We start from the raw sequence: 12613 nt of genomic DNA, 5'->3' as shown, positions 1-12613 counted from the left end.
TCTACACTTTTGCGATCGTCGGCAGCGTCAGATGTGTATAAGATGCGGGAGCAAAGGACATCGAGGACTACGCGCTGCTGGTCGCCGCGCAGACGCGTCGCGCACCGACCGGCCCGGCCCCCGGCCCTGCCCCGCTGCCCCGGTTGTTGCTCGTGATCGACGAGTTCGCCTCGCTCGCCCGTGAACTGCCCGCCTTCGTCACCGGTCTGGTCAACATCGCGCAGCGCGGCCGGTCGCTCGGCATCCATCTGTTGCTCGCGACCCAGCGGCCCAGCGGGGTGGTGTCGCCCGAGATCCGGGCGAACACGAACCTACGGATAGCGCTGCGTGTCACCGATACCGCGGAGAGCTCCGACGTCATCAACGCGCCGGACGCCGCGCGCATCTCACCGGCCACCCCCGGTCGTGCCTACGTTCGGCTGGGGCACGCGTCGCTCGTCCCGTTCCAGTCCGGCCGGGTCGGTGGTCGTCGACCGGCCGGGGCCACCGCTGTTTCCGGAGGCACAACCGACTATCTGATCCCACCGTGGGTAACCGAACTGACCTGGGCCGCGTTGGGCCAACCGCCGCCGACACCGCCCCGGCCACGATCATCCGAGAATGAGATCACCGACCTCAAGGTGCTCGTCGAAGCGATCCGGGAGGCAGCCGTCACCCTTGCTATCCCATCGCAATACAGTCCGTGGTTGCCACCGCTACCCGAACGGCTCGCCCTACGGACGCTGCCGGGGTCCATCCCCGCGGGCCCGCACGCGTTGCCGCCCGTCCCGATCGGCCTGGCGGACCATTGCGACCGCCAGGCCCAACGTCCTTTCACGATTGACATCGAGAACGGGGGTCATCTGCTCTTCGTCGGCTCACCGCGGTCAGGACGATCAACAGCCCTGCGTACCCTGGCCGGATCGACGGCGGCCACCATATCGTCCGCCGACGTTCATCTCTACGCGCTGGACTGCGGGAACAACGCCCTTGCGCCCCTGACGTCCTTGCCGCACACCGGGGCCGTGGTCAGCCGGGACTCTCCCGAGCGGGTTCAACGGCTCTTCGCCCGGCTCATCGCCGAGATCGTCGAACGGCAGGAGAGCTTTGCCGCCCGCGGGTACGCCGACCTCGCCGAGCAACGAGCCGTCGACCGCGACCGCCCGCTGCCGTACCTGGTCCTGCTGATCGACCGCTTCGAGAGCTTCCTGGCATCCTTCGAGGACGTCGACGGCGGAGCACTCGTGGACCTGCTGACCCGGCTGCTACGGGAAGGACCATCGGTCGGCCTGCGGGTCGTCATGACCGGTGATCGACGCAGCGCGTCCGGACGGTTCAGCGGGACGATCGAGAACCGGTTCGTGCTACGGATGGCGGACCGGTCCGACTACGCGATGGTGGGCCTCGCCTCGGGCACGGTGCCCGACACGTTACCGCCGGGGCGTGGATTTCAGGCGGAGACCTCCGTAGAAACCCAGATCGCGCTGCTCACCGAGGATCCGTCCGGCCGTGCGCAGGTCACAGCGTTGCAGGAAATCTCCATGGCCGCAGCGACTCGTGACGGAGTGCCACCGGGACCAGCCACCGGCGCCCGAACCGACTACCGACGGCCGTTTCGCATCGACGTGCTCCCCGGGCGCGTCACCGTCGCCGAGACCGAGGCGTTGCGCCCGGGACGACGATCACCGTCCCCGACCGACGGATCAGGGCCATTGGCATCGCTTGTCGCGCTGATCGGCGCCGGCGGCGATGAACTCGCCCCCATCGATATCGATCTCGCCGCCGACGGACCTGGTTTCGTCGTCGCCGGCCCGGCGCGCTCCGGCCGGAGCTCCGCGCTGCTGACGATGGCGGAATCGCTGCTGGCCGGCGGCGCCCGGCTGCTAGTGCTGACCCCTCGGCGCTCACCGCTGTCGGCGCTCGCGGGCCGTCCACAGGTGATCGACGTACTCGGTACGGAGGCGACGGCCAGCGACATCGATGCCGCCTGCGCCTGCGTCGGGGGCTCGGGCGGCCTGGTTGTCGTCATGGATGACGCGGAGCTGCTGGCAAACGCACCCCTGGCCGACCGTATGACCGAATTCCTGCGAACCGCCCGCGACGACAGTCACGCGTTCATCGCGGCCGGTACGACCGCGGACCTGACCGGCCAGTACCGAGGGTTCATGGTTGATGCTCGTCGGTCACGAAGCGGGGTAATCCTTGCGCCGGGCACGCCCAGTGAGGGAGATCTCTTCGGAATACGGCTGTCCCGCGGCAATTCCGCCGCCATGCCCGTCGGTCGCGGGCTGTTCGTACTCCGGGGCAGGACAACGCCCATCCAGGTCGCCTTCTCCACGCCTGGATAGCGTTCGCCGGCAGGCCACACCTGCGGGCGTCCCAGGAAGGCGATGGCTCATGACTGACGCGGAGCCGGCCGGCTCGCTCCAACGGCACCTTGGCCCGGGTGATGCGGTGATCATCGGCCTTGGATCGATGATCGGCGCGGGTGTGTTCGCGGCCTTCGGACCGGCAGCGGGCGCCGCGGGAGCCGGCCTCCTCATCGGTCTCGCGATCGCCGCGGTGATCGCCTACTGCAACGCGACGTCGTCGGCCCAGCTGGCAGCCCGCTACCCCGAGTCCGGTGGCACGTACGTGTACGGGCGCCGCCGCCTCGGCGCCGTGTGGGGCTATCTCGCCGGCTGGGGATTCGTGGTCGGCAAGACCGCTAGCTGCGCCGCCATGGCCCTGACCATCGGGGCCTACGCCTGGCCGCAGCATCCCCGCCCGGTCGCGGTCGCCGCCGCGGTGTTGTTGACCGTGGTCAACTACTTCGGGATCGCCAAGACCGCCCTGCTGACCCGACTACTGGTCGCGCTGACCCTGATCGCGTTGACCCTCGTGGTGGTCGCATGCCTGGCCGGTGGCACAGCGGACGCCGATCGGCTGAGCCCGATCTGGCCAGGCAGCGGGCCGGGCGCTGTCCACGCTGTCCTGCAGGCCGCGGCACTGCTGTTCTTCGCGTTCGCCGGATACGCTCGGATCGCCACTTTGGGCGAGGAGGTCCGCGACCCCACGCGGACGATCCCGAAGGCGATCCCTGCCGCGCTCGGGCTCACGGTCGGCGTCTACCTCCTTGTCGGGCTGTCCGCCCTGCTGGCCGTCGGCCCCGACCGGCTGGCGGCCGCCGTTGACCCACTCGCCGTCGCGGTCAGCGCCGGCAGGCTCCACTCCCTGACTCCCGCGGTCCGCGTGGGCGGGGTGGTGGCGAGTCTCGGGGTGCTGTTGTCGCTCCTTGCCGGGGTCGGACGCACCACCCTGGCAATGGCGCGCGAACGGGATCTGCCCGGCTGGCTCGCCGCGGTGCATCCAACCCACGGCGTTCCACACCGGGCTGAACTGCTGCTCGGTGGCGCGGTCATCGTCATCGTCACCGTGTCCGATGTCCGGGGAGCAATCGGATTCTCGAGCTTCGCGATCCTCGTCTATTACGCGGTCGCCAACGCCAGCGCCTTCACCCTGGACGGCCCACAACGACGCTGGCTACGCCCGCTCGCGCTGGTCGGCGGCGCTGGCTGTGTCGTCCTCGCGTTGACCCTGCCGGCCGCCAGCATCCTCACCGGGCTCGGCGTTCTCACCGCCGGCATCGCCGTACGGGCCGCACGCCGGCCATAACCCGGACGACCCCGCCACCTGAACAGCCGACCAACTGACCAACTGTGCTGTCAGCAGGATGCCGCGAGCTGGCCGCCGTCACGGACGAATCGGAAGGTTGACGAATCGGAAGGTTGAGGTCACCGCATCGAACAGGTCGTGCAACGCGTCCACAAGCACCATGTTCGGGCTGGAGCAGGCGACCAGGGCGACCTGGCCCGACTGTGGGATGGGGACAAAGGTCTGCATTGTCGTCGTCCTGATCCAACCGGCCCGATCAGGCAATGTGAGGTCCTCGACACCGTAGGCACGAGCGGCCTGCCCGGCCTGCGGAAGATCGACGAGTGCCACCGTGGTCCAGGTGTCATCCGGTGATCGGGCGACCTTCTCCGTCAGCGTGGCCATAATCGCGCCCGAGGTGACGCCAGCGATCCGGTCGCCATCCGTGCGGTCGCCATCCGTGCGGTCGCCGCCGGGCGCGGCAAGCACCGAGACGGTCACTCCGGCGGACAGGCCCGTGCCTTCAACCGCCTCAGCCATGACCCCGCAGAACAGTGCGCCACCAGCAGCGGCGTCGCTGGCCGCATGGCGCAGTATGCGGGAGATCGCCGCGCAGTGCCCGGCGAGTTCGGGGACACCGCGCGTGCGCTCGCGGACCAACGCGTCGATGGATGCCCGGCGGGTCACCGGGTTCAGGTCCACCTCGAACCAGGTGTCCGGAATGGTGATCGAGAACCCGGCGGTTGCCGGCCAGCTGGCTGCGGTGTGGTTACTCAGATCCCCGCCACCCCCTCATCCGTGGGTTGTGACGCCCGGTTCAGGTTGGTAGCCAGGTCGGTGTCGACCTGGCGCAGTGCCCGCACGGATTCCGACGCCATCGTCGCCAGCTTGCTCGCATTGTCATCGATCTTCTTGCGCCCGTCGCTCCAGTCGTGCTCGAAATCGCTGAGTGCGTTCTCGATTTCGGCCGAGCCCAGCTGGCCCCGATAGTGGTCGAGCGTCGAACGGGTCGCGTTCATCGTCGATCGGATCGATTCCAGATTGCGCGCGAGAGAGTCCAGACCCGGAAGATCGACCGACAGGCGGTCAGCAGTCATCGAAACCCACCTCCGTTATGTGCAGGCCTGTACACGCGAAGCCTCGTAATCGGCGGCCGTGGTGGAGCCCGGCCTGCTAACCCTGCCCCCGAAGCGAGTTCGCGAGCTGGGTGTCGGCGGTACGGAATGCCTCCGCGGCCTTCGTGAGGTACCCGGCCATACCGTCCAGGCCGCCCAGCGTGTTGGTGACACCGGTGTTAAATCTGTCGTAGGAGTCCTGGAACTGCACGCTCGACTGGTCGGTGACATAGCCGCCCGCGACCAGCGCGTCGACCGTCTTCTTCAAGGCGTTCAGATGCGTCTCGATGTCGGTCTTGCCGTTGCGGAGTCTGGTACTGGCGTCGTCCATCTCGGTGTAGGTGACGTTGAGATTGGGCATCGTCTCCGGCCTCTTTCAGGTAGGTGGGCTGGCGTTGGCGGAGTGGGCAGGCTTCGGCGTGCGCTGTCACAGCGCGGCGGATCGTCTGGTGCAGGGTCGTTCCGTCCCGCAGCGGATCTCGTCCGGTGGTCATCAAGTCACCACCGGTGCTTCATTTCTGCCAAGAGTGGCGTAACAAGCACTTTGCGTGCCACAGTGTCGTGGTACCGCACTCCATCAGATAGCCACATATCGTGCTACATCCTGCGCCAGCGGATCCACTCCGTAACAGGTTCGCTGCGGCAAGCATCTCACAGAGCGCGTCCCGTTGATACGGTTACGAACGTTTTTGTATGAATCTACTGTTTTATCGCATCTGCCAGCGCGGCCAGAAGGAGGCCTGGTGTCCGCTCCGACGATAGATCAACATGTCGTTCGGCAACTATCCGGCTCCTCGGCGAGGCTGCTGCGCCCGTCGCCCACACCGAGCCGTACCCGCCGACCCAGGTACGGCGCGCCTGAAAACGACGTCCAGCGATGACGAACGTGTCAACAGTGACGACGTTTATCCACAGCCCGGATGAAAGTCTGGTCGGCCCGAACCCGGGGGGAAGACGATGGGAACCGTGACGCCGTCCCGCCGCGACCATGCCGGACCATCCGGCCGCCGGCATGCACGGCCGGCGACGCGGGCTGCTCACCCGCTCGTCCCGCGGCGGGAACGGCTGCGCGCCGTGCGGGCGGTCACTCTCCTCACCGTGATCATAATTGGTGTGCCAGCCATGCTGGTGCTGCTGGTCGGTTTACCGATTCCCGGGGTGTGGGCTCCTGCCTGGGCTCCTGCGAACAGGATCGACCAGGCGACCCTGATGGTGATCCTGTCGGGCGTGGTGTGGCTGGCGTGGGCGCACTTCGTCATCTGCGTCATCGCCGAGTGGCGGTCCGGACGGCGAGGCTGCGACCGCCCGCCACGGATCCCACTCGGCGGCGGTTCGCAGACGCTGGCACACCGTCTCGTCGCCGCCACCCTGTTGTTCTCCGGCACCGCCATCCTGCTCACACCCGGCGCGGACGCGCCCGGGCTGCATCCCGCCATCACGGCTTCGGCTGTTCGGCCCGAGGCTGTGCGGCCTGAGGCTGTGCGGCCTGAGGCTCGTGGCACGGCCGGTGACCGGCCGGTCGGGGACGGCGTCATGGCGGCGGCCACGAACGTCGATAGCGCGATCGTCGCTGCCGCGAGCGCCGTCACGCCCTTGCGGGGCGTCGCCGGGTCCGCGCTGCTGGCGGCGGGAGTGGTGGTAGCCCTGGCCGGGCGGCGAACAAGGGCCAGCACGGATGATCCGATCGAGAACATCGAGACCGCCCTCCGCCTTGCCGCAGATGTCGGGGCGGCCCGGTTTGTCGACCAGGCGTTACGGGTACTTTCCGCGAAGCTGACCACGGCCGGCCGCACCCTGCCGTCGGTCTACGCGGCCACTCTCACCGACTCCACACTGCTGCTTCACATCGCGCCAGCCGAAGCCGACGAGCCGCCGGCACCATGGCGGGTTGGCCAGGCGCCGGGTCACTGGCTCATCGACCGGATCGCCGACACACCCGACGGCCTGCCCACCGGTGTCGGTGCCGGGATTCCGGCGAGCACACCCGCCCCGTACCCGGGCCTCACCACGGTCGGCACAGATGACGATGGCTCCCAGATTCTCGTAGACGTCGAGGGTGCCCCGGGAATCATCAGCCTGGGCGGGGATGTGGCCGTGGCCCGCAAGGTAGCCGTGTCCATCGCGGTGGAACTTGCCACGAACCTGTGGTCGGATGAGCTGCGCGTCCACATGATCGGTTTTCCCGGCGACCCCACGCCGATCGCCCCGAACCGGTTGCGGACCGGTACCAGCCTCGGCGAGGTTCTGAACGAACTAACTGATCGTGAGTCACGACGCGCCACCACGGCCGGCGATGAGAACGATCCGAACACCACCTTCGGCGCTGCGCTGCGAGGCCGGCAGGCTGCGCGGACCCAGGCGCTGTGGGCGCCGGACCTGCTGGTGCTCGCTGCGCCTCCATCCGACGACGAGGTCGCGCGGCTGTCGGTCCTCGCCACAGGACGCACCCGGGGTGTCGGTGTGATCACGGTAGGCGACACAAGTGCTGCTCGCTGGCGCTTCACGGTCAGCACCGATGGCAGGCTGTCCCTCGGCGTTCTCGGGTTCGACGTCAACGCTCTGACGCTGCCGGCGGACGAGTACTCGGCCATCGTTGAGATGTTCCGGGGGACCGACGCCGATCCAGCGACCTGGACAACCCGAAGCCCCACGCCACCCGCGCTGCCAGCGGGTCCGGGCCAGACGGACGCCTCGGGCCAGACCCAGGCGTGGATCTCTGCGACGAACGCGCTGGGTGCGGGCCGGCCGGGCACCGAGATGGTCAGGTTTACGGTCCGGGATTCAGCAGCCGTCGCGCTGGCTCCTGCTCCTGCTCAGGGAGGAGTACCGGCGCCCGTCCCGTGGGTTCCAGACATTCCGCCGCGAGTGAGCCCGCCGGTCCCCGAGCTGCCGGCCGTGTCTCGTCGAGCGCCCGACGGTCGCAGACATCCAGCGGTACCGCCCATCCCACCGCTACCTCCCCCACCTCCGCCACCGCCACGCGCGCCACTCACGGCCCCACGGCCCAGGCCCCCGATGCCCCCGCTGCCCCCCGGTGAGCGGCCGGTAGCGGCGAGCCCATCACATCCGCTCGGTGTCCGGCCCGCGGGGTCCGCGGGGTCCCAGACGATCCCGACCGGAGGGCTGCCAGCGCTCCCGCCGCCGCGTTCCTTTCCGGTCCGGGCAGCGCCCGCCGCACGCGCTGAAGCTCCCCCGATGGTGCTGCCGCCTGCGGCGCCGCTGGCCACAGCACTGCCGGCTACCGCCGTACCGGGCCTCTCCCCGAGGGAGGCTGCGGCCCGGCGCCCACCGCCGGTACCTCCCCCCGGCGAGGAATCTCCACGCGAAGAAACCCAGCGCGAGCCACTCCCGCGCGAAGAACCCCCACGCAAAGAAGCCCAGCCCCGCGCGGCAGAAACGCCACCGCTGGTGACAGTGGACCTGTACCGGCCGAACGACGCCGAGATCCGCGTTCTGGGGACCATCACCATCGACGCTCCCGGTCCGTTGGCGCCCGATCGCAGGGACCTGTTGACCGAATTGGTGGTCTATCTCGCCCTGCATCGCAACGGGATACCCACCAGCGACCTCAAGACGGCGATCTGGCCACACGGAGCGTCCGGCGAGGTGGTGGCGGCGGCACTCGACGACGCCCGCGCCTGGCTCGGGCCAGCCAGCGGCGGCGGTCCGCGCATCACCATCAGCGACGACGGATGCTGGCGGCTCGCGGACGATGTCCGGTGTGACTGGGACCTGTTCATCGCCTACACCCACCGGTCCGGGTGGCCGGATGTCAACACCGATGCCAACACCGATGCCGAAGAGGACCTCATCACCGCGTTACGACTGGTCACCGGGCCGCTGTGGACGAACCTACCCGATCACCGCTACGACTGGCTGGCCTCGAGCCCGATCAGAACGTCCATAGCGACCACGGTTGTGGATGTTGCCCACCGGCTTGCCCAACTCACGCTCGGCTATGGCGATACCGTGACCGCCGTTGCGGCATGCCGGACCGGCCTGCGCGCCGTACCGACGGCCGAGGTCCTGTGGCGAGACCTGTTGCGTACGGTTGCCGCCCGGCGCGACCGCAAGGCGCTGGAAGCCGTGATCGGCGAGACGTACCGGGTGATCGCGCCACCGCGAAGCGGTCTGAAGGCTCAGGCCGAGACAGAGGCGCTGGTACGGGAACTGCTGTCGGGATTGCGCCGCCGATAACCGGGGCGCTACCGATAGCCGGGCCGGGGTCCGCGGGCCGTAGAGGATCAGCCGTACGGCCCGTTGACCCGGTACGGCGGGAACGCGGAAGGCGGCGGTTGCCACGGCCCCGGCATCGGCAGCATCGGGCCGCGGGCACGGGCGCCGAACAGCGCAAGTACCGCGATCGCCGCGAACGCGGCTAGATGAACATCGGGCAGGTTCAGGTTGGTTCCGCCAAGGGGCGCGAGAAGACGCGGCGAAATTGGGATCATGAACGACGGCGCCTTGAGCCGCAGCAGCGCCACCGCAACGGTGGCCCTCGCTGCGAACAGGAAGAAACGGTCCGACCGGCGATCACAGAGCAGGCCGAGTGCCACCAGCCCGATCACCACGGCGAAGCTGTCCACCACATAGATCATGAGTCTCGGCTGGAACATCTCGAGTGCGCAGACACCGGCCGCCACCGCCGCGATGAGAAATGTCGCGCCTCCGGACGGCGCCAGCAGACTGGCAAGAAGCAGCATCCCTCCGATGACGAGCGTTCCGATCAGACTCCGCTGGTCGGAAAGGACGTAGGCCTTCCAGAGGGGATTGGCTGGGATGAACAGGACGACGCCCAGCCCGACCGCCAACGTGGCAAAGGCCGTCCAGCGTCCGGAGCTCCAGCCAGCCGTCCAGCCTCGCCAGGCGAGAACGACGGTCATGGAAACCGCAGCCCCTATCATAATCATCCACCAGCCTGCACGGCGTGGCTCATGAATGATCTCGCGGGTCCAACCGAGTTCCGCCAGCGACATCACGGACAGGCCGACGACGCAGCCGCTCGCGAAGTCACGCCCACTACCCCACCGGTTTGCGGCCACCAAAGCGATGAGCGCCACCGGCAATGCCAGGAACGCTATCCCGAATTCGCCGAAAACATCCCATACATCACGGTTCCGGTAGAGTCCGGGCGTCCGCAGCGCGGAGGGAATCAGCGTCAGGACAGCTGCCACCAGCAGGACGCCCAGAACCGGCGTCGCCATCGGCACGGAGCGGCCGAACCAGCCCTGTTGAGGTGGGCCCGGGGGGTCGAGCATGCCGCGCACGTCGGGCGCTGCCGGCGGCGCAGCCCGGGATGCGGTTGGCAAAGGCGGCTGCGGTGTCCGCAGCTCCTCCTGGGCGGGCCGCTGCCAGTCCGATGGGGACGGTGCGGACGGAAATCCGGTATTCGGGGGTCCGGTGTAGCCCCCCGCCCCTGGTGGCGGTGGGGTCTGCCAGCCCGACCACGGAGCTTCCCGGCGGGTGGCGGAGGGCTGCGGCGGCCCGTACGGGTTTGCCGGCGGTGGGGCATCGCCACCACGGACGAGACGGGTGGCGATCTGCTCGGATTCGGTTATGCCGTGGATGTGGTGGCCGGTGAGACCCGTCACCACATCGGCCGCGGTGGGGCGCTCGGCGGGTGCCTTGGCCAACGCCCTGGAGATCACCGAGGCGACCGCTACCGGCATGCCAGCAAGATCGGGAGGGCCGCCGAGGACCCTGGCCATCGAAGCGGTCGGGGTCTCGGCGGCAAAGGGATGCCGGCCGGTCGCGGCGTACGCGACGCAGGTCGCCCAGGCGAAAATGTCGGCGGCGGGTCCGGCACGCTCGCCGGAAAGCTGCTCGGGTGCCATCCACGCGATGGTTCCGATGCTGAAGCCGGTTTTCGTGTTCACTGTGGCGTCGGACAACCGGGCGATACCGAAGTCGATGACCTTCGGCCCGTCCCATGCCATGATGATGTTCCCGGGTTTGAGGTCGCGGTGCACCACGCCGGCGTCATGGATGACGACCAGGGCCTCGGCCAGCCCGACGGCGAGGCTCATCAGCGCGTTGCCGTCCAGGCGGCCACGTCGGCGCACGGCGTCGGCCAGGCTCACCCCGTCCACGTATGCGGTCGCCATCCACGGACGAGGGGCGTCGACATCCGCGTCGAGCACTTCAGCCACGAAGGTGCCACGAACCCGCCGGGCGGCCGTGACCTCCTGCCGAAAACGCGCGCGGAACTCAGGATCCGCGGCGACGTTACGGTGCGGGAACTTGATTGCCACCGGCGTGTCGTCCGGGGCGAAGCCCTGGTAGACGACGCCCATGCCGCCTTCACCGAGACGGCCGTGCAGGCGGTACGGCCCGACCGAACGCGGATCGTCAGCAGCAAGCGGCGCGAGCACCCGATCCCCTCTCGCCGACCCCGATCACGTGCGGAGATTACCCGACCGCACAGGCCCCACCCGCATCCCGGTCATAAAGCCGTCGGAAACCTGGTCGGTACCCATCGGCTCGCCGTATGATCCGGACCCCGTGATTCTAGGCGCCTGTGGCGAAGTTGTCCATTTTAACCGAAATGTACGGTTGCCTTCCATGCGGATCTTCAGCTGGTGCAAGTGTCCGCATAGGGCAGATCATGCGTGTACAAAGTCCAGGTCTCCTGGTCCAGTGAGGTTCCAGCAAACGCGCATGCCCACGGCAGCGCGTTCGTGCGCAGCGTGTCGAAGACGGAGACATCCCAGATTTGAATGGTACGATCATAGCTCCCGGTGGCGAGGGTGTGGCCGTCCGGTGAGAACGCCACCGACGTCACGGTGCCGGCGTGGCCCCTGAGCGGGATCCCGAGGGGCTGGGGACCGGTCGGGGTCGTGAGATCCCACAGGCGAACGGTCTTGTCATTGCTGCCACTGGCAAGGATGTGGCCGTCGGGCGAGAACGCCACCGACGTCACGATGTCGGTGTGACCGGTGAGAGGCGGACCGATGGGGCGAGCCCGGTCCGGGCTGCTGACATCCCACAGGCGCACGGTGCCGTCGTAGCTTCCGCTGGCGAGGGTACGGCCGTCGGGCGAAAACGCCACCGACGTCACCGTGCCGGTATGGCCGGTGAGAGGCGAACCGACGGGGCGGGGCTGACCCGGGCTACTGACATCCCACAGGCGCACGGTACTGTCGTAACTTCCGCTGGCGAGCGTATGGCCGTCGGGCGAAAACGCCACCGACGTCACCGTGCCGGTATGGCCGGTGAGAGAAATGCCGATGGACTGAACACCTGCCGGCGTGGTGAGATCCCACAGGCGGACACCGTTGTCGTTGGTACCGGCGGCGAGGGTATGGCCATCGGGCGAAAACGCTACCGACGTCACCGCACCGATACGGCCAGTGATGGGATCAGTAAACGGCGAGCCGACGGGCCGGGATGGTTGGCTCGGCCTGGTGAGATCCCACAGGCGGACGGAATTGTTGTCGTCGTTACTTCCGGTGGCGAACGTATGGCCGTCAGGCGAAAACGCCACAGCCGTCACCGCACTGGTGCCGCCAGTGGCAGGTGGGCCGACGGGCCGGGATGGTTGGCTCGGCCTGGTGGGATCCCACAGGAGCACACTGCTGTCATTGCTACCGCTGGCAAGAGTCCGACCGTCCCGGGAGAACGCCACCGACGTCACCGCGCTGGTCAGGTCGCCAGGAGACGCGCTGGTCAGGCTGCTAGGAGATAGGCCGACGGGGTGGGGCGGTTGGCTCGGGCTGGTGAGATCCCACAGGAGCACAGTGCTGTCATTGCTGCCGCTGGCAAGAGTCCGACCGTCCCGGGAGAACGCCACCGCGGTCACGACATCGGTGTCGCCGGCGAGAGGCGGATCCACCAAGCGCTGTTGGCCCGGGTCACTGAGATCCCACAAACGGACACTCTTGTCATTA

General features: G+C 68.4%; 8 protein-coding genes. 3 read left to right on the top strand and 5 right to left on the bottom strand.

Annotated elements, in window-relative coordinates:
* Positions 1 to 143: 143 nt before the first annotated feature.
* Both U9977_RS10865 and U9977_RS10860 read left to right on the top strand, forming a co-directional pair.
* A complete protein-coding gene (locus U9977_RS10865; RefSeq protein ID WP_416210551.1) occupies positions 144 to 2327 on the top strand; it encodes an FtsK/SpoIIIE domain-containing protein in 2184 nt (727 codons plus the stop codon).
* A gap of 49 nt (positions 2328 to 2376) precedes the next feature.
* Positions 2377 to 3633: an APC family permease gene (locus tag U9977_RS10860; protein WP_322749099.1), complete on the top strand. Its 1257-nt coding sequence runs from the start codon at positions 2377 to 2379 to the stop codon at positions 3631 to 3633.
* A 78-nt stretch (positions 3634 to 3711) separates the two neighbouring features.
* On the opposite strand, the gene U9977_RS10855 is transcribed toward U9977_RS10860, so the two are convergent.
* The 3 genes from U9977_RS10855 to U9977_RS10845 all read right to left on the bottom strand — a co-directional run bounded on the left by U9977_RS10855 (position 3712) and on the right by U9977_RS10845 (position 5088).
* Positions 3712 to 4314 (bottom strand): hypothetical protein, encoded by a 603-nt coding sequence (locus U9977_RS10855; protein WP_322749098.1) that lies wholly within the window; start codon positions 4312 to 4314, stop codon positions 3712 to 3714.
* A gap of 71 nt (positions 4315 to 4385) precedes the next feature.
* On the bottom strand, positions 4386 to 4709 hold the full coding sequence (locus U9977_RS10850; protein ID WP_322749097.1) for a hypothetical protein: 324 nt from the start codon (positions 4707 to 4709) through the stop codon (positions 4386 to 4388).
* A gap of 76 nt (positions 4710 to 4785) precedes the next feature.
* Positions 4786 to 5088: a WXG100 family type VII secretion target gene (locus tag U9977_RS10845; protein WP_322749096.1), complete on the bottom strand. Its 303-nt coding sequence runs from the start codon at positions 5086 to 5088 to the stop codon at positions 4786 to 4788.
* 596 nt (positions 5089 to 5684) lie between these two features.
* Between U9977_RS10845 and U9977_RS10840 the strand changes: the two genes are divergently transcribed.
* Positions 5685 to 8924: a bacterial transcriptional activator domain-containing protein gene (locus U9977_RS10840; protein WP_322749095.1), complete on the top strand. Its 3240-nt coding sequence runs from the start codon at positions 5685 to 5687 to the stop codon at positions 8922 to 8924.
* Positions 8925 to 8971: 47 nt separating this feature from the next.
* Here the strand turns inward: U9977_RS10840 and U9977_RS10835 are convergent, their stop codons facing one another.
* Positions 8972 to 11098 carry a protein kinase domain-containing protein gene (locus U9977_RS10835; protein WP_322749094.1) on the bottom strand — a complete coding sequence of 709 codons (2127 nt, stop codon included), beginning with the start codon at positions 11096 to 11098 and terminating at the stop codon, positions 8972 to 8974.
* A gap of 200 nt (positions 11099 to 11298) precedes the next feature.
* On the bottom strand, positions 11299 to 12613 hold a 1315-nt coding region (locus U9977_RS10830; protein ID WP_322749093.1), incomplete at its 5' end, for a WD40 repeat domain-containing protein.

Origin of the sequence: Protofrankia sp. Cas8 (genome assembly GCF_963555845.1) — a bacterium.
In the GTDB taxonomy this organism is placed as follows: Bacteria; Actinomycetota; Actinomycetes; order Frankiales; family Frankiaceae; genus Protofrankia.
This window is presented reverse-complemented; position numbering and strand designations above follow the sequence as displayed.

Excerpts from the sequence above, each read along its gene's own strand:
- U9977_RS10860 (WP_322749099.1), top strand. The coding sequence starts at position 2,377 with ATGACTGACGCGGAGCCGGCCGGCTCGCTCCAACGGCACCTTGGCCCG.
- U9977_RS10850 (WP_322749097.1), bottom strand. The coding sequence starts at position 4,709 with ATGACTGCTGACCGCCTGTCGGTCGATCTTCCGGGTCTGGACTCTCTC.
- U9977_RS10845 (WP_322749096.1), bottom strand. The coding sequence starts at position 5,088 with ATGCCCAATCTCAACGTCACCTACACCGAGATGGACGACGCCAGTACC.
- U9977_RS10840 (WP_322749095.1), top strand. The coding sequence starts at position 5,685 with ATGGGAACCGTGACGCCGTCCCGCCGCGACCATGCCGGACCATCCGGC.